Origin of the sequence: Stutzerimonas stutzeri, assembly GCF_019090095.1 — a bacterium.
GTDB classification, from domain to species: domain Bacteria; phylum Pseudomonadota; class Gammaproteobacteria; order Pseudomonadales; family Pseudomonadaceae; genus Stutzerimonas; species Stutzerimonas stutzeri_AN.
Genome location: NZ_JAGQFP010000002.1, coordinates 1,993,509 through 2,015,381 on the forward strand (window position 1 = coordinate 1,993,509; position 21,873 = coordinate 2,015,381).

Sequence of the window (21,873 nt, forward strand, 5' to 3'; positions counted from 1 at the left end):
TGGCATCTTCTTTGGCATGCCTATTGCTGAACCAATCAGTAACGATCTGCTTTGCGTCAATTTGTGTAACGGAGGTTCCATGGACAAGATGCTCTATGTAGCGATGACGGGGGCGAGTCAGAACTCTCGCGCCCAGCAGGCGCATGCCAACAACCTGGCGAACATCTCGACCACGGGCTTCCGTCGCGACTTCGAGCAGGCGCGCTCGATGCAGGTGTTCGGTGACAGCTTTCCGGCACGTGTCTATGCGATGAGCGAGCGCCCCGGGACGGATTTCAGCTCCGGCACCTTGCAGGAAACCGGGCGGGACCTGGACGTCGCCGTCGAGGGCGACGGCTGGATCGCTGTTCAGGCACCCGATGGCAGCGAAGCCTATGCCCGGACCGGCAGCCTGAACATCGACACGCTCGGCATGCTGAGGACCGGCGACGGTTTGCCGGTGCTCGGCAATGCCGGTCCGATCGCGGTACCGCCGGAAGAGAAGGTAGAAATCGGCGCCGACGGTTCGATCAGCATTCGCGCCCTGGGTGAAGACCCGAATGTCGTGGTCACGGTCGATCGGCTGAAGCTGGTCAATCCTGATCCCAAACAGCTGGAGAAGGGCACCGACGGCCTGATCCGGATGAAAGATGGCAAGCCCGTCGAGGCGGATGCGGCGGTGCGCGTGACCTCAGGCTTCCTTGAGGCGAGCAACGTCAATGCCGTGGCGGAGATGACGTCGATGCTCGCACTGTCCCGTCAATTCGAGCTTCACGTGAAGATGATGCGCACCGCAGAAGAAGATGGTGCCGCTGCGGCCCGAGTCTTGCAGATCAGCTAATCAAACTACGCGGCGCGCCCAGATTCCGGCGCCATAGGAGAACAACATGCTTCCAGCACTGTGGGTGAGCAAGACAGGTTTGTCCGCGCAGGACATGAACCTGACGACCATTTCCAACAACCTGGCCAACGTATCCACCACGGGTTTCAAGAAAGACCGGGCTGAATTTCAGGATCTGCTGTATCAGATCCGCCGTCAGCCGGGCGGACAATCCAGCCAGGACAGCGAACTGCCGTCCGGCCTGCAGCTGGGTACGGGTGTCCGTATCGTCGGTACCCAGAAGCAGTTCACCGCCGGTAGCTTGCAGACCACCGAGCAGCCGCTCGACATGGCGATCAATGGCCGTGGCTTCTTTCAGGTCCTGTTGCCGGACGGCACCGTGTCCTACTCGCGTGACGGCAGCTTCCACCTGAACGCTGACGGCCAGATCGTCACCTCCAACGGTTACGCCCTGGAACCGGCCATCGTCGTGCCGCCGGAAACTCAGACCTTCACCGTGGGCGAGGACGGCACCGTGTCCGTCACCACCCTGGGCAACCCGGCGCCGCAGATCATCGGCAACATTCAGACCGCCGACTTCGTCAACCCGGCTGGCCTGCAAGCCATGGGCAGCAACCTGTTCCTGGAAACCGCTGCCAGTGGCGCGCCACAGGTCAGCACCCCGGGCCTCAACGGACTGGGCACGGTACTGCAGAACACACTGGAAAACTCCAACGTCAGCGTCGTCGAGGAACTGGTGAACATGATCACCACGCAGCGCGCCTACGAGATGAACTCGAAAGTCATCTCCACGGCCGACCAGATGCTGTCTTTCGTTACCCAGCAGCTGTAACAGCTATCAGCCGCTGGATTGAGGTGAATATGCGCCGCTTGTTGTCTGTCCTTCCGTTGATGCCCGCCGTGATCCTGTCCGGTTGCATGGCGCCGGCTCCGAAGCCCAACGATCCGTATTACGCGCCGGTGCTTCCGCGCACGCCGTTGCCGGCTGCACAGAACAACGGCGCGATCTATCAGGCCGGGTTCGAAACCAATCTGTACGACGATCGGAAGGCGTATCGGGTCGGCGACATCATCACCGTCACGCTCAACGAGAAGACGCAGGCAAGCAAGAATTCCAACTCGAAGATCTCCAAGGACAGCAACGCCAACATCGGCCTCGGTTCGCTGTTCGGCGGCGCCGTGTCGATGGCTAATCCGCTGACCGGCAACAATATGAGCCTCGGCGCCGAGTACGAAGCGTCGCGCGATACCTCCGGCTCGGGGCAGGCAGGGCAAAGCAACAGCCTGTCCGGCTCGATCACCGTGACCGTCTCCGATGTGTTGCCCAACGGCATCCTGGCGATCCGCGGCGAGAAGTGGATGACGCTCAATACCGGCGACGAGTTGGTGCGCATTGCCGGCTTGGTGCGCTCGGACGATATCGCGACCGACAATACCGTGCCCTCGACCCGCATCGCCGACGCCCGCATCACCTATTCCGGTACCGGCGCGTTCGCCGATGCCAGCCAGCCGGGTTGGCTGGATCGCTTCTTCATCAGCCCGTTGTGGCCATTCTAAGCAGGTGCAGGTAATGAAACTGTTCAGCTCGATCCTGCTGGCCCTGCTGTGCGTCGCGGCCATCCCCGCGCACGCCGAGCGGCTGAAGGACATCGCGACCATTCAAGGGGTGCGTAGCAACCAATTGATTGGTTACGGCCTGGTGGTCGGCCTCAACGGCAGCGGTGACCAGACCACGCAGACGCCGTTCACCGTGCAGACCTTCAACAACATGATGGCGCAGTTCGGCATCAAGGTGCCGGCCGGCGGCAATGTTCAGTTGAAGAACGTCGCGGCAGTATCGATTCACGCTGAGCTGCCACCGTTCGCCAAGCCGGGCCAGACCATCGACATCACCGTGTCGTCGATCGGCAACGCCAAGAGCCTGCGTGGCGGCAGCTTGCTGATGGCGCCGCTGAAGGGGATCGATGGCAACGTCTACGCCATCGCTCAGGGCAACCTCGTCGTGGGTGGCTTCGATGCCGGTGGTGCGGACGGTTCGCGCATTACCGTCAATATTCCTTCGGCCGGTCGGATCCCCGGTGGCGCGACGGTTGAACGGCCAGTACCCACCGCCTTCAACCAGGGCACCACCCTGACGATGAATCTCAACCGCCCGGATTTCACCACGGCCAAGAACATCGTCGATCACATCAACGAACTGCTTGGCCCGGGCGTGGCCCAGGCGCTCGATGGCGGCTCGATCAGCATCACCGCGCCGCTGGATCCGAGCCAGCGCGTGGACTACCTGTCGATCCTGGAAAACCTCGAGGTTGACGTCGGGCAGGCGGTGGCCAAGGTCATCATCAACTCGCGTACCGGCACCATCGTCATCGGGCAGAACGTTCGGGTTCAACCGGCGGCCGTGACCCATGGCAGCCTGACCGTCACCATCTCGGAGGATCCGCAGGTCAGCCAGCCGAATCCGCTGTCGGACGGGCAGACCGTGGTCGTGCCCAATTCGAAGGTCAAGGCGGAACAGGAAGCCAAGCCGATGTTCAAGTTCGGGCCGGGTACCACGCTGGATGAGATCGTACGGGCGGTGAACCAGGTGGGCGCTGCGCCCAGCGATCTGATGGCCATCCTCGAAGCGCTGAAACAGGCGGGTGCGCTGCAAGCAGACCTGATCGTGATCTGAGGAAAGGGACATGGAAAATCGTCTTGGTGTGAGTCGGCAGGCGCCTGATAGCGGTAGCTACTCCGACCTGAATCGGTTGAATCAGCTCAAGGTGGGCAAGGACCGCGACAGCGAAGAAAACGTGCGCAAAGTAGCGCAGGAATTCGAGTCCCTGTTCATGAACGAGATGCTCAAGTCGATGCGCTCGGCGACCGAAGTCATGTCCCAGGACAACCCGTTCAACAGCCAGGCCAGCAAGCAATATCAGGACATGCATGACCAGCAGCTCTCCGTCACCCTGTCCAAGGAGGGCGGTGGCATCGGGCTTGCCGATGTCCTGGTTCGCCAGCTGGCCAAGCAGCAGAAGCCCAGCGAAAAGCCGAATCCGTTCGCCCAGGTCGCGCAGACCGAGGGCGCGAAATGGTCGGCTAATCCCAACGCCAAGATCGCGCCGGTCGATCCTGGCCGTAACGATGTTCAATTGCTTAACCAGCGTCGTCTGGCCTTGCCGGGGCGGCTCGCCGAGCGCATGCATGCGCCAAGCGAGCCGGCGGCTCCGGTTGAGCAGATCAACCTGAAGGGCGAGGCGCAACCGCTGGTCAATCTCGACTGGAAACCGGCGACCACCTTCGCGGCGCCCAAGGATGCGCCTCTGACGATCAACGGCGTTGACGCGAGCGCGCCTGGCAAGACGCGCTTCAGCTCACCGGCCGAGTTCATCGCAACCATGCTGCCGATGGCAGAAAAGGCGGCCAAGCGTCTTGGCGTCGAGCCGCGCTTCCTCGTCGCGCAAGCTGCGCTGGAGACCGGCTGGGGCAAGTCGATCATCAAGCAGAAGGACGGTACCAACAGCCATAACCTGTTTGGTATCAAGGCCACGGGCTGGGATGGCGCCTCGGCGAAGGTGACCACGACCGAGTATGTCAATGGCAAGGCGACCAAAGAGGTTGCTGGATTCCGGGCCTATGACTCGTTCGAACACAGTTTCAACGATTACGTGCGGATGTTGGAAAACAACGAGCGCTACAAGCCGGCGATCCAGGTGGCCAGCGCGTCAGGCAACTCCGAACGTTTCGTCAACGAATTGCAGCGGGCCGGTTACGCGACCGATCCGCAATATGCGCGCAAGATCAATCAGATCGCCCGCAAAGTGCAGGCCTATCAGACTATTGCCGACGCCGGTACGGCGCCCGCCATGCGGACTAGGGGTTAATCATGGCTGACTTACTGAACATTGGCCTGTCCGGTCTGAGCGCCAGCAAGAGCCAGCTGTCCATCACCGGTCACAACATCAGCAACGTCAATACGCCGGGCTTCAGCCGGCAGGATGCCTCTCAGGCGACGCGTGTTCCGCAGTTCAGCGGTGCCGGCTATGTCGGCTCGGGCACGACGCTGGTGGAAATCCGTCGCAGCTATAGCGAGTTCCTGACCAGCCAACTGCGCAGCAGCACGTCGCTGAGCAGTGACGTGCAGGCCTATAAAGGCCAGATCGACCAGCTCGATTCCCTGCTGGCCGGCAGCACGACCGGTATCACGCCGTCGCTGCAGAAGTTCTTCTCGGCCATGCAGACCGCTGCGGAGGACCCTGCCAATATTCCGGCACGTCAGCTGGTGCTGGCAGAGGCCGAAGGGCTTGCCCGCCGCTTCAACACCGTGGCGGACCGGCTGAGCGAGCAGAACAATTTCACCAACAGGCAGATGGCGGCGGTGACCGACCAGATCAACCGCCTGGCGGGCAGCATCGGCAGCCTCAACAATGCCATCGCCACGGCGTCGGCCAACGGCCAACAGCCCAACGATTTGCTCGATGCGCGCGACGAGGCGGTGCGGCAGCTCTCGACCTACATCGGCGTTACCGTAACGCCGCAAGACGACAACAGCTTCAACATTTCGGTGGGCACTGGCCAGCCGCTGGTGGTGGGTAGCACCGTCAGCCGCTTGGAAGTCGTTCCCGGACAGGGCGACCCCAATCGCCATGAGATTCAGTTTGTCAGCGGTAGCTCGCGGCAGGGGATTACCTCGCAGATCACCGGTGGCGAACTGGGCGGGTTGATCCGTTATCGCAGTGAAGTGCTGGATTCGACGATGAATTCGCTGGGTCGTCTTGCGCTGTCGGTGAGTGATCAGGTCAATACCCAATTGGGGCAGGGCTTGGATCTGAAGGGGCAGGTCGGCAAGGCCCTGTTTGGTGATTACAACGCACCGGCACTGGCGAAGCTCAGAGTCACGGCGTTTGCCGGCAATAGCTCGACCGCGCAGCCGCTTCTGAACGTCACCAACACCAGCGCGCTGACCACCAGCGACTACCTCATGGAGTACGACGGGGCTGGTTACAAGATTCGTCGGCTCAGCGACAGCCAACTGATGAATGTGTCTGGTGCGCCAAACGGCCCCTTGACCATTACCGATCAGGACGGGCGCGATCAGGGATTCCAGATTGCGCTGGGCAGTCCGCTGCCCGCTGCTGGCGACAAGTTCACGTTGCAGCCGACTCGTCGTGGCGCTGCCGATGTCAGCGTAACCCTCGATCAGGCCGATCAACTGGCCTTCGCGGCGGTTGCCAGTGCACGCTACAACCTGCAAAACGCGGGTACCGGCGCCATCGGCCAGCCCGATATGGTCTCGGCGCCGTCGCCGATCGATCTCAACGAACTCAAGACAGCGTTTGGTAGCGGGCTGAATCTGAGCGCGACCGTCAATGCCGATGGCAGCTATACCCTGACCGGTGCGGCCTCGCTGCCGAGTGGCTGGGCTTATGTCGATGCCAATGGCGCTCCGCTGGTGGACGGCAGTGGTAACCCGCAGGAGCCGACGCTTCAGGGCGGTACGAGCAATACCGTTCGATTGGCCTACACCGCCGCGTCTGGGGCGACCTATCAGTTCGATTTCAGCGTCAGCGGCCGGCCCAAGGCCAACGATAGCTTCTCGTTGTCCTTCAACCAGGGCGGCGTCTCGGACAACCGCAATGCGTTGAAACTCGTCGACCTGCAGACGAAGCAGACCGTCGGGGTGGACTCAGCCGTGGCAGGAAGCGGTTTCAGCTTCACCGACGGCTACGGCGAGCTGGTCGAGCGGGTTGGTACCTTGACCGCCCAGGCGCGCATGGACAGCGATGCGACGAGCGCCATCCTCAAACAGGCCACCGACAACCGGGACTCGCTCTCAGCGGTGAACCTGGACGAGGAAGCGGCTAACTTGATCAAGTTCGAGCAGTACTACAACGCCTCGGCTCAGATCATTCAAGTTGCCCGCTCGATGTTCGATACATTGATCAGTACCTTCAGGTAATAGGACCGGCCATGCGCATCTCGACCCTACAAGCATTCAATAACGGCGTGACCGGCATCCAGCGCAACTACTCCAATGCCACGCGCACCCAGGAGCAGATCAGTACGGGAAATCGGATCCTGACGCCGGCCGACGACCCGGTCGCCTCGGTGCGCCTGCTTCAGCTTGAGCAGCAGCAGAATGTGCTTGGCCAGTATGACTCCAACCTGACGGCCGCCAAGAACAGCCTGACGCAGGAAGAGGTGACCCTGAATTCGGTCAATACCGTGCTCCAGCGTGTCCGCGAACTGGCGGTCAATGCCGGTAACGGTGCGCTCGATCCACAAGATCGCAAGGCCATTGCCGCAGAACTCGGCGAGCGTGAAGACGAGCTGCTGTCGCTGATGAACACCCGTAACGCGCGTGGTGAATACCTCTTCGCGGGTTTCCAGGGGAAAACGCAACCCTTCGTCCGGGCAGCGGACGGTAGCTACAGCTACCAGGGCGACGAGGGGCAGCGGAAACTGCAGATCGCAAGCTCTCTTAGCATCCCTATCAGTGACAGCGGCAAATCCATTTTCGAAAGCGTGACGAATGCCGGGCGTCTGGGTGCGGCAGTCTCTGATCAAGCTACCTCGACGTTGAAGGTTTCAGGCGCGCTGGTCAGTGATGAGGTCTCGTTTGCTGATCTTGGTGGTCTGGAGATTACGTTCGGCGCGAGTCCGAACGAGAAGAGCTACAGCGTCGCCGATGCCAGTGGAAATGTGATCAGCACCGGTAGTTTGAACAATGACGAAAAAAAGGAGAACAAACTGGTAGTTGGCGGGGTGACGCTTTTCATCAGCGGTCAACCAACTGCCGGTGAGGTCATTACGATCCCTGAAAACGGAAATCCTAAACAAGGCGTTCTCGACACCATCGCCAACCTGCGCAAGGCTCTGGAAGAACCGGCAACCGACAACGCTGGCGTACGCGACGCCGTCGCTGTCGCCCTGACCAACCTCGACCATGGCATGGTCAGCGTCGACGCCGCACGCGGCAATATCGGTGCGCGGTTGAATGTCATCGAAACCACCCAGACCGATAACGCGGATGTCACGCTGGTCAACAAAGGCGTTCAGGCGGATTTGCGTGAGCTCGACTATGCCGAAGCCTTGTCCCGGCTTTCCATGCAGACGGTCGTGCTCGAAGCTGCCCAGCAAAGCTACGTGAAGATCGCCGGCTTGAGCCTGTTCAACGTCATGCGCTGAGTCTGGGCATAGCGCGGCGTGGGTCACACAACGGCCGTCCGGATTTGACTTGTGGTCCTGGCGTTTTAGAGTGTGCTGGCGGCGCATGGAGTACCGCGTCGTTTATTCGACAATCAAAGGGATGTGAAAAATGATCAAGTCTGTTCTCTGCGCAACACTCTTCGCACTGCTCACAAGCGTATCGGCCGGCAGCTTCGCGGCGAAAAAAACCGAGCCTGTTGAAGCTGCGAAAGTCGCTGCCACTCAATCGGTGGCAATCAATCTCAATACGGCGGATGCTGAAACCCTGACCCGCGAGCTGAAGGGCATCGGCGCAGCGAAGGCGGAGGCTATCGTCGCCTACCGCGAAGCGCATGGCCCGTTCAGCTCGGTTGATGATCTGCTCGAAGTCAAAGGCATTGGTGCGGCGACACTGGAAAAGAACCGCGCGAAACTGAGCCTGAACTAAACCGATTGAGGCATGCTCAAGAAGGCCGGTCGCGAGACCGGCTTTTTTGTTCCTGTTGCAAACGCGGTGAGGCCAGAAACGGATCGGTGTATAGCCAGGTTTGATAAGGCTGAACGGCTGGTGATCGTCCGTTGTCTCTATTAGAACCAGTAGCCGGCTTTGTCTAGTCCTTTTAAAGCCGAAATTGCCTTAAAAAAGCGTTGACATGTTACGGTTATGCACATTCTGGAAAGCGTAACCGAGCGATTCGGCAGTACCCATCCAGGTAATTTTGCGGCGTTGCTAACTCGCTGATTTGAAAGGATTTATTTGCGCTGAACAAAAACCCATCGATCTGTTTGTAGGCCGCGTCGGGCGGGCGTTTGGAGCAGTCATCCATAATCTGTTCACAAGGTTATCCACAGGTTCTGTGGATAAACGCCAAGTGCTTATTCCACGCGGGTTTGGGAGGTATTGACGATGAAAGCTCCTTGGACATTCTTCAAATATCTTCCTATGGCGCAGCGGGTACTCGCCAAGGGCCGGTTACCTGTGGTGCTTCTGGCGGTTGCTCGCAAGCGCTCTGCCCGGGGAGGGCTACTCAAGGGCTTGCGCGAAGATCTAGGCCTGCTGCAAGCGCTCTGCGTGGCGTGGTGGCGGGGCGAGTACCGAGCCATCAGCAAACCTGCTCTGGTCGCTGCGGTAGCCGGTCTGCTGTACTTCCTGTCACCGATGGACGCCATTCCCGACTGGCTTCCCGGCCTGGGTTTCGTTGATGATCTCGCTGTCCTGGGCTGGGTCATGCGCAAGTGGTCCGGCGAGCTCCAGGCTTTTCAGACCTGGCGAGACAACCAATCGGCTGATGTGCAGGCGGACATCGCTCGGTTACCTTCGGCAGATGAGCCGATGGCGGAGGATGTCAGCCAGACGCGCCGCCGCCCGACGTAGGAGTAGCGCGTTTAATTCTTTGGAGCGATCGGCGAATCACGTCGTATTCACTCTTAAGTGCGGGCGTTTACGCTTAAAAACGACTCCCAGACTGTTAAGCTTCGCCTTTACGGAATATTAGCGAGCGGGGTGGCGGATGAGTGTCCAGGTCATCATGCGTGACGGCATACCAGACTATGCCGTGCTGCCTTGGGATGAATATCAAGCACTGTTGAAGGCGTGTGGCAAGGGGCCTGTCCCGACCGCGGGGCAGCAAGCCGCGGCCGTTTTGCCTAAATTCAGTGAGTTGCGTGCGATGCGAGAAGCCAAAGGCATGGCGCAGGATGCCGTGGCACGAGCGGTTGGCATCAGTCCGTCCTATCTGAACCTTATCGAAAGCGGTGAGAGAGACCCGGGAGAGGCGATACGCCGTTCACTGGCGCGTGCGATGGAGATCGATGGATGGGCGCAGGAGAGTTGAAAGGCGCTGCGTCGTCGATTCGTATCAGCCGTCCGCACTGGCAGGCACTGCTGGACGAATTGACCGATGCTCGACGTCAGCGGCATCTGGTGACGTATCGCGCGTTGGTCGAGCGGCTGCAATTACCCGCGCCGGCAATGCAGACACTGACAGCCGCCCTGGAGCACCTGGCAGCGCTGGATGCACGTGCCGATAGGCCACTGCGCAGCGCTTTGGTGATCAGTCAGGGTGCAAGCCGATTGCCGCGTACGGGATTCTTCGAATGCGCGGCTCGGCTTGGACGATTCTCCGGCCCGGCCGACGGGGCCGCTGCCGCCTCCTGGCATGCCGGCGAAGTCGCTCGCGTTTTTGAGTTCGATTATCCGGAGGCGCTGTAATGCTACTCAAGGTTCGAGCACGCGTGGGTTACGGGGTCGCGCGCAAGCTGCTAGGCGTCCGGCGGGCCGTACAACAGCCCAAGCTATGGCGATGGATGGAAGGCCAGTTCGCACGTATGGCCGCAATCGGCGACCCCAAGGCACAGAGCTTCTACGGTCATATGCTGCTGTTCCGCGGTCAGGGCTACGGCGCCAGGCGCGAGGGCATTCGCCTGTTATGTCTCGCTGCCGAGCGTGGCGATGCCAAGGCGGCCTATCAGATGGGCGTCATCAGTCTCAGCGAGGATGCCACGCACGGTCCCGATGGCGTCCAGGCGGCACGGTGGTGGAAGCTCGCCGACGAGGCCGGGCATCCATTGGCGGCGACCCGTCTGGCGCAGCTCTATAGCGCGGGCGGCCATGGCCTGCCCGCGGATCGCCAGCAAGCCGAGTATTACAAGGCCAGCGCAGCCAGAGCGGGGCTTTGATATTCCGCCGAACCTGGCGCCGTTTCGATCGTATAGAGGCTGTATCCGGCCTCCTGCTTGGCGCGACGCTTGGCTTGCGAGGCGAGTCCAGCCAGGCCGGCGGCATCGAGCTGCCCTTTGGTGTCGGGCCTGAGGTGGACGGCGCCGACCGAGAGTGAGAGCAGCGGATAGCGCTGCTGGCCGCCCTGTCGCCCTTCGGCGACAAAGCAGCCCTCTGCCAGATGGTCATTTCGGTAGAACGACCGACAGCGCTGCTCGAATGCGATGAACAACTGGCTGATCCGCGTCGACCACTCTTTGGATTTCATGACCAGCAGAAAGTCATCACCGCCGATGTGGCCAACGAAGTCACAGCTCGGATCGACCTGCTGATCCAGGCAATGTGCGAGGCACAGGAGCACCTCGTCGCCTTTGGCGTAGCCGTAAAGGTCGTTGAAGGGCTTGAAATGATCGATGTCGACGTAGCAGATCACCGCCTCCTGGCCCTGCCGCAAAAGTCGCGATAGGCATTGTTGGATAGGCACATTGCCGGGCAGCAACGTCAGCGGGTTGGCATGGCGCGCCTGCTGTATCTTCATTTCCGTGATCAGCTTGAGCACGTCGATTACCCGACCCAGGCCGTGATAGCGCCCGTCGACGGTGATGATGAAGTCTTCGTCGATGCGTTGCCGGGCGCGGCTGGTCAGAAGCCGGCTGACCTGTTGCAGTGATTGACCCAGTTCCACGGCCAGGAAATCTTCGCTCATCAGGCGGCTGATGGGTTTGCGTGCCAGCAAGTCGGTTGCGAACGGTTTGAGCAGCGCGTCCGACAACAGGCTTCGATGGACGATGCCCACAGGTATGTCGCTCGCGTCCAGTACGGCGACAGAATTCAGGTTCGCCTGCAGGCGGAACAACTCCAGAACGTCGCTCGTCGGACGCGAGACGGCGACCGCGGACTGTTTCAAAACCAGCGCGGACAGGTCCGCCTGATCCTCCAAAGAGGCGTCGTTGCGATTGCCATGCTCCGGCAGCTTCACGGCGGCATCGGGGCTTGGCTCTTCTTCCGGCCGGCCAAGCAGATAGCCTTGCACCAGATCGACGCCCATTTCGGACAGGACCCTGAGCTCTTCGCTCAGCTCGATCCCTTCTGCGATGACCTGGGCTCGCGAGGCCCTTGCAATTTTCATGATCGACTCGACGAACTCGCGCTTGACCCCATCCCGGTGAATGCCATCGATGAAGTAGCGGTCGATCTTGACGTAATCGGGACGCAGCTCCGACCACATGCGCAATCCCGAATAGCCGGCGCCCAGATCATCAAGCGCAATCGAGAAGCCCATGTCGCGGTAATGACGCAGCGCGGCGTCGAGCAATTCGAAGTCGTCAGTCGGCGTTTGCTCGGTCAGCTCGATGACCACCCGGTCCGCCGGGATGCGGTATTTGCGCAGCAGCTCCAAGGTATAGCCGGGGCGGTGGGTGGCATCCAGCAAGGTCTCCGGGGATACGTTGAGGAACAGTTTTCCCTGCAATTGCTGCTGGCTATAACGGTGGCAGGCGTTTTCGCGGCAGGTCATCTCCAGTTCATTGAGCCGGCCGGCATGCCGGGCGGCCGCGAGCAGGTTGATGGGGGAGTGCAGCGCAGTGTTCGAAGGGCCGCGCGTCAGCGCTTCGTAGCCGAGAACGCGTCGCTGTGAAAGCGAGACGATGGGCTGGAAGAGGCTGGTGATGTCGCCGTGAGCGAGGATGTTATCCAGCGTGCTCAACTGCTCGGTGACGGTCATGGTGATCCCGTGATGGCCGTGAAATGTGCGAAGGGCCGCACAATGGCGGCCCTTCGTATTTCACGACGCAATGATGTCATTTTGATGACATTCAGGATCTACTGGCTGATGGACTGATTTTTCGCTACCGCCTTCTGCAAGCCCAGGTAGTCAAGCAGGATTCGACCACTTTCGGAGAGATACGCGTCCTCTTCGGGTTTCACCTTCTTGTCTTCCTCCACGTGCGGAGTCGTTTCATCATCGCGCTCGAGCTTGGCCAGTGGCTCTTCGCCCTTGGCCTTGCGCAGCGCGTTTTCCAGCGCCAGTTGACGCTTTTCGATGCTCTCTTGCTGGGCGCGACGCTTCTCTTCGTTGAGGCTGATGGTCGTCTCGTGGGTAAGTTCCTGGGTCAATGCGAGGCGATCACGGGTAAAGACGAAATCAGGATTCTGATCGGTTCGTGCTTCGTGGCGGGCCTTGAGCTCTGCGAGGAACGGCTTGAACGGGTTCGCGCCCGGGTTGATAGCGGCCCGAATGCTGTCCCAGGGCATCGCTTCGGGCAGTGCGCTCTCGCCGATTTCCTTGGTGTCTACCTCAGCAGGGTAGGAAACGTCTGGAATCACGCCCTGGTGCTGCGTGCTCTGCCCGGAGACGCGATAGAACTTCGCCAGGGTGAGTTTGAGTTCACCATGGTTGAGTGGTTGCACGGTCTGTACGGTGCCCTTGCCGAAGGTCTGGCCACCGACGATCAGCGCACGATGGTAGTCCTGCATGGCACCGGCAAAGATTTCGGAAGCCGACGCGGATAAACGGTTGACCAGGACCGCCAGCGGGCCCTTGTAAAACGCGCCTTGATGCTCGTCAGCGAGCACGTCGACGCGACCATCACTGTTACGTACCAGCACCGTCGGGCCCTGGTCGATGAACAGTCCAGTCAGTTCAGTGGCTTCCTGAAGCGAGCCTCCACCGTTGTTGCGCAGGTCGATGATGACGCCGTCGACGTTCTCTTGCTTGAGCTCCGTCAGCAGCTTTCTAACGTCGCGGGTGGTGCTCTTGTATTCCTTGTCGCCCGCGCGCAGGGCCTTGAAGTCGAGATAGAACGCCGGTACTTCGATGACGCCAAGCTTATAGCTATGGCCATCCTGTTCGAGGTTGAGTATCGACTTCTTCGCGGCCTGCTCTTCGAGCTTCACGGCTTCACGGGTGATGGCTACCACCTTGCTGCTTTGATCATTGGGCGCATTGCTGGCGGGGATGACTTCGAGACGAACGACCGAGCCTTTAGGGCCGCGGATGAGCTTGACCACCTCGTCGAGCCGCCAGCCAATGACGTCGACGATTTCCTCGTCGTTCTGGCCTACGCCGACGATCTTGTCGGCCGGAGCGATCTGTTTGCTTTTCTCGGCAGGGCCTGCCGGTACCAGGCGTACCACCTTCACGTACTCGTTGTCGCTCTGCAGCACGGCACCTATCCCTTCCAGGGAAAGGCTCATGTTGATGTCGAAGTTCTCCGCGTTGTCAGGCGACAGGTACTGGGTATGTGGGTCGTAAGACTGGGCGAACGCGTTGATGTACGTCTGGAAGACATCTTCACCACGGGTTTGCTCGAGCCGCGACAGCTGGTTCTTGTAGCGCTTGGTAAGCAGTTCTTCGATGGCCTTTGGCTCCTTGCCGGCGATCTTCAGTCGCAGCACTTCGTCCTTGACGCGCTTGCGCCAGAGATCGTCCAGCTCTTGCTCGTTCTTTGGCCACGCGGCGTTCTCTCGGTCGACCAGCAGCTCCTCGTCGAGCGTGAAGTCGAAGCTGTCCACGCCTTTTTCCAGCAGGCTCAGTGCATATCGGAGCCGGCTCTGCAGGCGCTCCAGGTGCACCTTGTAGATCGCGAAACCGGGTTCGAGATTGCCGTTCTTCAGAAAGTTGTCGAACTCGTTGCGCCAGGCTTCGAACTCGGCGATATCGCCGGCGGTGAAGTAGCTGCGCGACGGGTCGAGCATCTTGATGTAGCTGTCGAAGATCTTCGCCGAGCGAGCATCATTGAGCGGCGGCTTGTTGTAGTGGTGCCGCTTGAGCAGTTCTACGACGTTGAGGCTGGCGATCACCTGGTCACGATCAGGCTGCAGATAGTCCCAGTCATGCCCATCGGCGGGTTTGGCCGTGGCGATAGCCGCCTGCAGGCCTAGCAGCAGGGCAACGACGCCCGCAGTCAAGGATCGTTTCATCTCGGAAGGGCGGCGCGAGGCTGGGTTATAACGCATAGTTGGCCATCAATTAGGGTGTCGGGACGGGGGCCCGGCGGGAAAACAATAGCCCGGTGGTAGCCTGCGGCTTGCATGCCGCGACGCCTCTCACACCAGGACGGTAGGGCGAGCCCCGCAGCACACCTTACCGAATCGGCAAGCGGTACGTGTAGATGGGAGTATCGCGTTGTGGCCTGTGGCAGAAAATCATCGACGGCCTGCACTGCCAGCCGGTACCGGTTGAGCGGGCGTAGGCAGAACCACTATGGAGGCTGCCTTGAGGCATTGCAAGGCATCCGCCGACTGCTTGGTGCAACCAGGGCAAATCTGTGACGCCGAGATCGAGGCCGGGTTCCTGCCGTTGTCGCACGGCAGGCTGCATTGCCACGTATTCGGCACAAGCGGCCACGCGAATGCGGGCGCTCTGGTGTCTGCCGGTGATGCCTCAGGGCAGGTCGGGACTCGAATAGAAGGCGCTGAGCACCTTGACCAGGTGCGTCAGGTCCTGGCTGCCGGCCAGCTCGCGGATCGAATGCATGCCGAAGGTCGGTAGACCGATATCGACGGTCCGTACACCGAGCTGACTGGCGGTAATGGGGCCGATGGTCGAGCCGCAACCCATGTCGCTGCGGGTAACGAAGCTCTGTACCGATACTTCGTTTTCCAGGCACAGATGACGGAAGAACCCCGCGGTTTCGCTGCTGGTGGCATAACGTTGATTGCTGTTGACCTTGATGACCGGTCCGGCATTGAGTTTCGGGCCGTGATTACCGTCATGCTTGTCGGCGTAATTGGGATGTACCGCATGCGCATTGTCGGCCGAGATCAGCAGCGAGCGGTTGATGCTGCGTTGAAAGGCTTCGCCTTCGGGCAGGACACGGCGCAGGACCTGTTCGAGGAAGGGCCCGTCCGCGCCACACATGGACATGGAGCCGACTTCTTCATGGTCGGTACAGACCAGTACGCAGGTTTCCTCTGGGCCGGCTCGCAGCAGGGCCTGTAAGCCGGCGAAGCACGACAATAGGTTGTCGAGTCGTGCACCGGCGATGAAGTCCCCGTTCAGGCCGATGACGGCTGCGCCTTGGGTATCGTAGAAGCTCAGCTCGAAATCCAGCACCACATCGGCTACCAGCCCGTGCTCGCGACCGAGCTGGTCTGCGAGCAGAGCGCGAAAATCCGGCCGGTCTTCGCTGGCGACCTGTGCCAGGATCGGCGGCAGCTCGTTCTGGGGGTTGATCGCCCAGCCCTGATTGGCCTCGCGATTCAGGTGGATGGCCAGGCTCGGGACGACCGCAATCGGCAGTTTGAAGTCGATCAACTGGCTTTCGATACGGCCATCGCGGCTATAGGTCACGCGCCCCGCCAGGGAGAGGTCTCTATCGAACCAGGGCGCCAGCAATGCGCCGCCATAGACTTCGACACCCAACTGCCAGAACCCCTGGCGCTGCAGTTCCGGCTGCGGCTTGACCCGCAGGCAGGGACTGTCGGTGTGGGCGCCCACCATGCGCATGCCGTGCTCGATGACCGACTTGCTGCCGAGCTGGAAGGCAATGATCGCGGAGTCGTTACGGGTGACGTAATAGCGGCCACCGGGCTCGGTATGCCAGGTCTCGCGCTCGTCCAAGGCCTCGTAGCCCGCGGCTTGAAGGCTCCGCGCGAGGCTGCGGGTGGCATGGAACGGCGTAGGGGAGGCCTTGAGGTAGTCGATCAGACCCTGGTTGAGTTCTTCGCGCATGACGAGCTCCTGACTGCAAGGCCTGGGAGTTTACCGTATTGGCCGCTGCTGGCTCGACGGTAGCTCTCTGACCCGATGTGGGGTTAGAAGGGCGCCGGACAATCGAAGCGCAAACGCTCGCCGCTTTGCGGGTGGGTCAGGGAGAGCATGCTGGCGTGCAGGCACAGGCGTTCATGCGCGGCCAACGCCTGTTCGTGCGCATAGAGCCGATCGCCCAGCAGCGGATGACCGATTGACAGCATATGCACGCGCAGCTGATGCGAGCGCCCAGTGATCGGGGTCAGCTCGACGCGGCTGTAATGACCGCACCGCTCGATCACCTGCCAGTAGGTCAGGGCGTGCTTGCCATGCTCATGATCGACAACGTGCCGCGGCTTGGTTGGTGGATCGTAACGCAACGGCAAGTCGATGCTGCCGCTGTCCTGCTCGGGTTCGCCCCAGCACAGCGCGGTGTAGGCTTTTTCGGTTTCGCGATCATGGAATTGCCGGGACAGCTCGCGGTGGCTGTCGGCGTCGCGTGCAAGCACGATGAGGCCGGAGGTTTCCCAGTCCAGGCGATGAACGATACGCGCCTCGGGAAAGCCGTTTTCCTGCATCCGGGTGACCAGGCAATCCTTGTTGTCATCGGCGCGGCCGGGCACCGATAGCAGCAGGGTGGGCTTGTTGATCACCAGCAAGGCGGCGTCCTGGTGGACGATCTGGATGTTGCTCAGGGGCATCTTGGGGTTCCGCAAACGCAATCGGCGACCGAAGTCGCCGATGATGGTGCCGTGGAAAGCGAGCGGGCCATTGCCCGGTCGCTCAACGATCCGGCAGGGTAATGTTCAGCTCGAGGATCGAGCAGCTGCCCTGATCTTCCAGGGCGACCTGAACCTGATCGCTGTCGATGTTCACATATTTGCGGATCACCTCGACCAGCTCCTTTTGCAGGGCGGGCAGGTAATCCGGCTGAGTCCGCTGGCCGCGCTCGTGGGCAACGATGATCTGCAGGCGTTCCTTGGCGATGGTGGCTGGCGTTTCCTTCTTCTTGCGTTCGCGGAAGAAGTCGAGGATGTTCATTCGCGGCCTCCAAACAGTCGTTGCAGGAAGCCCTGCTTCTTCACATCGAGGAAGCGGTGACTGACTTCCTTGCCCAGCAGCCGATCAACGGCATCGCTGTAGGCTTGGCCGGCGTCGCTCTGGTCGTCGAGGATGACCGGCACGCCTTGGTTGGACGCCTTCAGTACCGCCTGAGATTCCGGAATCACGCCCAGCAGGCGGATCGACAGGATTTCTTCGACGTCCTCGACACCCAGCATCTCGCCCTTGACCACGCGCTCAGGGTTGTAGCGGGTCAGCAGCAGGTGTTCCTTGATCGGATCTTCGCCATTCTCGGCACGGCGGGACTTGCTGGCCAGCAGGCCCAGCATGCGATCCGAGTCGCGAACCGAAGACACTTCGGGGTTAGTCACGACGATGGCCTCGTCGGCGAAGTACATCGCCAGGTGCGCGCCTTTTTCGATACCGGCCGGCGAATCACAGATCACGTATTCGAAGGTCTGCGCCAGCTCGTCGATGACTTTGCCGACACCCTCGAGGGTCAGGGCATCCTTGTCACGGGTTTGGCTGGCCGCGAGCACGTAGAGGTTCTCGAGGCGCTTGTCCTTGATCAGGGCCTGGGTAAGGGTGGCGTCGCCCTGGATGACATTGACGAAGTCATACACCACGCGCCGCTCGCAGCCCATGATCAGGTCCAAGTTGCGCAGACCGACGTCGAAGTCGACGATGACGGTCTTATGGCCGCGCAAGGCGAGGCCGGTACCGATGGCAGCGCTGGAAGTGGTTTTACCAACGCCACCCTTGCCGGAAGTGACTACGAGGATCTTGGCCAAGGTGATTCACCCTAAATATGAAGTCGGGACCGTCGCCGAGTCGGCATACGGTACGCCCGTTTTGGTGCTGAAAATTCGCGGCAGTATCCGTTAAAGGCGGGTGATGTTCAACACGTCGCCGGATAGCTTCAGTTGTACGGCTTCGGTCCACAGCGGGTCGCGACGCAGATCTTCGGCGACCTTGTAACGGCCGGCGATGGAGACCATTTCCGCAGCGAGTTGCTGGCAGAAAATCCGTGCGTTGGTATCACCTTTTATGCCGGCCAGAGCGCGTCCCCGCAGCGGACCGTAGACATGGATGTTGCCATCGGCGAGAAGTTCCGCTCCAGGGCTGACCGCAGCCAGCACGATCAGGTCTCCGTCCTTGGCGTACACCTGCTGCCCGCCACGGATCGGCGTGGTGACCACCCGGGTAGGGCGGTAAACCGGTTCGGCGGGTTTCGCCGGCTCTGCTGGAGCCTTGCTGGCCAGGTCCAGCTTGCGCTCCTTGGCGCCAGACGGTGGCAGGACCGGTAGATCCAGCGCGCCGGCGGCCTCGATGATTCGAACATCGCCAGCGCGCAGCGCCAGGGTGCGCAGGCCGTGCTTGCGGCACAGTGCGATAAGCGCTGGCAGATCCAGATCGCTGTCGGTGGGCAGCTTGTCCAGCGCCAGAACCAGAGGCGTGTTGTTGAAAAAGTCCGGTGCTTGCTCGACCTTGACGGCCAGCTGTCGATCGAGACGTTCCAGGTCGTTCTGCGTCAGCTCCAGCACGGTGATGGCAAGCATGCTGCCCTTGAGCTGGAACACGGGGGCTTGGTCGAGAGGATCGGCTTGGCTCATGGTCTGCCTGCTACGGTAAATGGCGAGGACTTATAGCGGGGCAAACCGCTGGCTGCAAGTCTCGCCTGGCCGAGCGCATCGCTGCCGTGTATCGAGACCCTGCCGCATCACCGGGCGATTTGTCGCTAGAATGCGCGCTTTTATCGGTTCGGGCTTTTCAATGGATCGTCCTCGTTTTCGCGCATCCTTCCTTCGTCCGCGTTTCTGGCTGCTCTGGCTCGGCCTGGGTCTGCTGTGGCTGGTCATTCAGCTGCCGTACCGGATCCTGTTGCTGCTCGGACGAGCGCTGGGCGTGCTGATGTACCGAATGGCGCGATCGAGGCGGCACATCGCGCGGCGTAACCTGCAACTGTGTTTTCCCGAGTTGAACGAGAAGGCGCGCGAGCGGCTGCTGCGGGAGAATTTCGCTTCGTCCGGCATCGCTTTCTTCGAAATGGCAATGAGCTGGTGGTGGCCCAGGGCCCGCCTGCAGCGCCTGGCGCATATCGAGGGGCTGGAACACTTGCAGCAGGCGCAGGCCGAAGGGCAGGGCGTGATCCTCATGGCGCTGCACTTCACCACGCTGGAGATCGGCGCGGCGCTGCTGAGCCAGCGCCATACCATCGATGGCATGTACCGCGAGCACAAGAATCCGGTGTTCGATTTCGTCCAGCGTCGTGGTCGCGAGCGGCACAACCTGGATGCCACAGCCATCGAGCGTGAAGACGTGCGCGCCATGCTCAAGGTGCTGCGCGCCGGGCGCGCGATCTGGTACGCGCCGGATCAGGATTACGGCCGCAAGCAGAGCCTCTTCGTGCCCTGGTTCGGCATCAATGCGGCCACCGTCACGGCAACCACCAAGTTCGCGCGGCTGGGTAAGGCGCGGGTGATTCCTTACACCCAGGAGCGCCTGGACGACGGCAGCGGCTATCGGCTGGTCATCCACCCCCCGCTGGCCGATTTTCCCGGCGAAAGCGAAGAAGCCGACTGCCGGCGCATCAACGATTGGGTCGAAGAGGCGGTCCGGCAGCACCCGGAGCAGTATCTGTGGGCACATCGCCGCTTCAAGACGCGGCCGGAAGGCGAGCCGAACCTGTACCGCAAGCTACCGAAAAAGCCCGTCAGTCCGTGAACACGCCGTCGCGGAAGTCGCGTAGCGCCTGCTCTATCTCTTCCCGACTGTTCATGACGAACGGACCGTACTGAACGATTGGCTCACCGAGCGGGCGACCCGCCAGCAACAGCACGCGGGCATCGGCCAGCGCTTCCAGGCGCAGCAGGCCCCGCTCGGACAGCACCGCCAGCTGATGCTGGTGCAGCGTTTTGCCGGCAACGCTGATCGTGCCTTCGTAGACGTGCAGCATCAGCCGATGCCCATCGGGCAGCTGCGGCTCGAGGTGACGGCCGCTGGGCAGGTGCAGATCGAACAGCTGTGGCTCGGTCTCGGCTCGTTGTACCGCCCCGGCCAGATCGACACCCTCGGCGGTCAGTCGGCCGGCGATGACGACCGCCTCGATGCCGCTGGGCAGTCCGGCCCGAGGTATCTCGTCGGCAGCGTAATCCCGATAGTCCGGGTCGCTCATCTTGTGCTTGGCGGGCAGGTTCAACCACAGCTGGAAACCCCGCATGGCGCCTTCCTGCTGTTCGGGCATCTCGCTGTGGATGACGCCACGTGCGGCCGTCATCCATTGCACCCCGCCACTGTCGAGCAAGCCGACATTGCCCAGATGGTCCTCGTGGCGCATGCGGCCCTCGAGCATGTAGGTGATCGTCTCGAAGCCGCGGTGCGGGTGTGGCGGGAAGCCGGCGATGTATTCGTCGGGCTGGGTCGAGCCGAATTCGTCCAACATCAGAAAGGGATCGAACCGCTCCGGTGTTGCGCCACCGAACAGCCGGGTCAGGCGAACACCGGCACCGTCCGAGGTGGGGCGGCCAGTGCTGATGTGCTGGATCTGTCGCAGGGTCATGGCAATGCTCCAAGTCGCTGATCGGGAGAGACTACCGGCAGCGGCTCGATGCATGGATGAGAAAACTACGCCGTTCCTATCGAACGGATCGATCACTCATCGATTTGCAGCTCGCGGGCGCGGGTGTAGACATAGCGCACCTTTTCGTACTCGAACGGCGAGTTGAGCTGGCCGTAGCGCAGCGGGGTGGAGTAGCGAATGTCGATCAGGCGCAACGCCGTGAGGCCGAACTCGCCACCGCTGGCTTCGGCATAGCTGAAATAGTCGACCTGGCGTTCCACGCTGAAGTCCGCGACCTGCCCCGTGGCGTCACGCAGATTGGACGGGCCCAGTGCCGGCAGGATCAGATAGGGGCCGTGGGGCACGCCGTAGAAACCGAGCGTCTGGCCGAAATCCTCCTTGTAGCGGGGCAGCCCCATTCGCGTCGCCGGATCCCACACGCCGCCCACGCCCAGGATGGTATTGAACAGCAGACGCGCGGTGGTGGTCATGGCGCGCTGGCCCTTCAGCTGGGCGACGCTGTTGAACAGCGTGGGGATTTCGCCCAGGTTGTTGAAGAAGTTGCTGACCCCGGTGCGCACGAACTTCGGCGTAACGTAGCGGTAGCCGCGCACCGCTGGCAGCATCACCCATTGATCCAGGCGGTAGTTGAAATAGTACATACGCCGATTCAACGATTCCCAGGGATCGTAGATATCCAGTGCGTTGAACGTGGCGCGCTCGAACTCACGCTGGTCCAGGCCGGGGTTGAATTCGAGGTTGCGCAGCGGCTGCGTGAAACCGTCCTCATCGGCGGTCGGCGTCTGTGCGCTGGCCACGCCGCTGACGAGCATGAGCAACGCGAGCAGTTG

The 21,873-nt window shown here is 61.3% G+C and carries 22 protein-coding genes; 13 read left to right on the top strand and 9 right to left on the bottom strand.

The features are described from left to right. Positions 1–79 precede the first annotated feature (79 nt). The 12 genes from flgF to KVO92_RS19050 all read left to right on the top strand — a co-directional run bounded on the left by flgF (position 80) and on the right by KVO92_RS19050 (position 10,669). Positions 80–820: a flagellar basal-body rod protein FlgF gene (gene flgF / locus KVO92_RS18995; protein WP_217477063.1), complete on the top strand. Its 741-nt coding sequence runs from the start codon at positions 80–82 to the stop codon at positions 818–820. Positions 821–866: 46 nt separating this feature from the next. Next, the gene (gene flgG / locus KVO92_RS19000) at positions 867–1,652 is read left to right on the top strand and encodes a flagellar basal-body rod protein FlgG (protein ID WP_021208516.1); all 786 of its coding nucleotides are present in this window, start codon (positions 867–869) and stop codon (positions 1,650–1,652) included. Positions 1,653–1,681: 29 nt separating this feature from the next. After that, positions 1,682–2,377, top strand: a complete 696-nt coding sequence (gene flgH / locus KVO92_RS19005; protein WP_217477064.1) for a flagellar basal body L-ring protein FlgH — start codon at positions 1,682–1,684, stop codon at positions 2,375–2,377. A 13-nt stretch (positions 2,378–2,390) separates the two neighbouring features. Continuing rightward, complete coding sequence (locus tag KVO92_RS19010) at positions 2,391–3,494, top strand: flagellar basal body P-ring protein FlgI (RefSeq protein WP_217477065.1); 1,104 nt, start codon at positions 2,391–2,393, stop codon at positions 3,492–3,494. 10 nt (positions 3,495–3,504) lie between these two features. Next, on the top strand, positions 3,505–4,686 hold the full coding sequence (gene flgJ, locus KVO92_RS19015) for a flagellar assembly peptidoglycan hydrolase FlgJ (protein WP_217477066.1): 1,182 nt from the start codon (positions 3,505–3,507) through the stop codon (positions 4,684–4,686). A 2-nt stretch (positions 4,687–4,688) separates the two neighbouring features. Further along, positions 4,689–6,761, top strand: coding sequence for a flagellar hook-associated protein FlgK (gene flgK / locus KVO92_RS19020; protein ID WP_217477067.1), 2,073 nt, complete (start codon positions 4,689–4,691; stop codon positions 6,759–6,761). Positions 6,762–6,772: 11 nt separating this feature from the next. After that, entirely contained in the window at positions 6,773–7,990 is a 1,218-nt protein-coding gene (gene flgL / locus KVO92_RS19025) for a flagellar hook-associated protein FlgL (RefSeq protein WP_217477068.1), read from the top strand. A 130-nt stretch (positions 7,991–8,120) separates the two neighbouring features. Next, entirely contained in the window at positions 8,121–8,438 is a 318-nt protein-coding gene (locus KVO92_RS19030) for a ComEA family DNA-binding protein (protein WP_217477069.1), read from the top strand. Positions 8,439–8,897: 459 nt separating this feature from the next. Beyond that, positions 8,898–9,365, top strand: coding sequence for a YkvA family protein (locus KVO92_RS19035; RefSeq protein ID WP_217477070.1), 468 nt, complete (start codon positions 8,898–8,900; stop codon positions 9,363–9,365). Positions 9,366–9,501: 136 nt separating this feature from the next. Continuing rightward, complete coding sequence (locus KVO92_RS19040) at positions 9,502–9,825, top strand: helix-turn-helix domain-containing protein (RefSeq protein ID WP_217477071.1); 324 nt, start codon at positions 9,502–9,504, stop codon at positions 9,823–9,825. Beyond that, complete coding sequence (locus KVO92_RS19045) at positions 9,807–10,202, top strand: hypothetical protein (RefSeq protein ID WP_217477072.1); 396 nt, start codon at positions 9,807–9,809, stop codon at positions 10,200–10,202. Before KVO92_RS19040 ends, KVO92_RS19045 begins: the two co-directional genes overlap by 19 nt. Then, entirely contained in the window at positions 10,202–10,669 is a 468-nt protein-coding gene (locus tag KVO92_RS19050; RefSeq protein WP_217477073.1) for a tetratricopeptide repeat protein, read from the top strand. The genes KVO92_RS19045 and KVO92_RS19050 overlap by 1 nt, the downstream gene beginning before the upstream one ends. On the opposite strand, the gene KVO92_RS19055 is transcribed toward KVO92_RS19050, so the two are convergent. The 7 genes from KVO92_RS19055 to minC all read right to left on the bottom strand — a co-directional run bounded on the left by KVO92_RS19055 (position 10,636) and on the right by minC (position 19,076). Then, positions 10,636–12,432 carry a bifunctional diguanylate cyclase/phosphodiesterase gene (locus tag KVO92_RS19055; RefSeq protein WP_217477074.1) on the bottom strand — a complete coding sequence of 599 codons (1,797 nt, stop codon included), beginning with the start codon at positions 12,430–12,432 and terminating at the stop codon, positions 10,636–10,638. The genes KVO92_RS19050 and KVO92_RS19055 overlap by 34 nt on opposite strands. Before the next feature lie 98 nt (positions 12,433–12,530). Beyond that, a complete protein-coding gene (locus tag KVO92_RS19060; protein WP_217477075.1) occupies positions 12,531–14,630 on the bottom strand; it encodes a carboxy terminal-processing peptidase in 2,100 nt (699 codons plus the stop codon). A 463-nt stretch (positions 14,631–15,093) separates the two neighbouring features. Next, positions 15,094–16,383 (bottom strand): M18 family aminopeptidase, encoded by a 1,290-nt coding sequence (locus tag KVO92_RS19065; protein WP_217477076.1) that lies wholly within the window; start codon positions 16,381–16,383, stop codon positions 15,094–15,096. Positions 16,384–16,466: 83 nt separating this feature from the next. Then, a complete protein-coding gene (locus tag KVO92_RS19070; RefSeq protein ID WP_217477077.1) occupies positions 16,467–17,102 on the bottom strand; it encodes an RluA family pseudouridine synthase in 636 nt (211 codons plus the stop codon). 82 nt (positions 17,103–17,184) lie between these two features. Then, positions 17,185–17,442, bottom strand: a complete 258-nt coding sequence (gene minE, locus KVO92_RS19075; RefSeq protein ID WP_217477078.1) for a cell division topological specificity factor MinE — start codon at positions 17,440–17,442, stop codon at positions 17,185–17,187. Next, complete coding sequence (minD, locus tag KVO92_RS19080; RefSeq protein WP_217477079.1) at positions 17,439–18,254, bottom strand: septum site-determining protein MinD; 816 nt, start codon at positions 18,252–18,254, stop codon at positions 17,439–17,441. Before minD ends, minE begins: the two co-directional genes overlap by 4 nt. A gap of 90 nt (positions 18,255–18,344) precedes the next feature. Then, a complete protein-coding gene (minC, locus tag KVO92_RS19085) occupies positions 18,345–19,076 on the bottom strand; it encodes a septum site-determining protein MinC (protein ID WP_217477080.1) in 732 nt (243 codons plus the stop codon). Positions 19,077–19,236: 160 nt separating this feature from the next. Between minC and KVO92_RS19090 the strand changes: the two genes are divergently transcribed. Beyond that, entirely contained in the window at positions 19,237–20,187 is a 951-nt protein-coding gene (locus KVO92_RS19090; protein ID WP_217477081.1) for a lipid A biosynthesis lauroyl acyltransferase, read from the top strand. Here KVO92_RS19090 and KVO92_RS19095 read toward each other — a convergent pair. Both KVO92_RS19095 and KVO92_RS19100 read right to left on the bottom strand, forming a co-directional pair. After that, a complete protein-coding gene (locus tag KVO92_RS19095; RefSeq protein ID WP_217477082.1) occupies positions 20,177–21,022 on the bottom strand; it encodes a pirin family protein in 846 nt (281 codons plus the stop codon). The genes KVO92_RS19090 and KVO92_RS19095 overlap by 11 nt on opposite strands. A gap of 92 nt (positions 21,023–21,114) precedes the next feature. Beyond that, positions 21,115–21,870: an MlaA family lipoprotein gene (locus KVO92_RS19100; protein ID WP_217477307.1), complete on the bottom strand. Its 756-nt coding sequence runs from the start codon at positions 21,868–21,870 to the stop codon at positions 21,115–21,117. Positions 21,871–21,873: the final 3 nt, after the last annotated feature.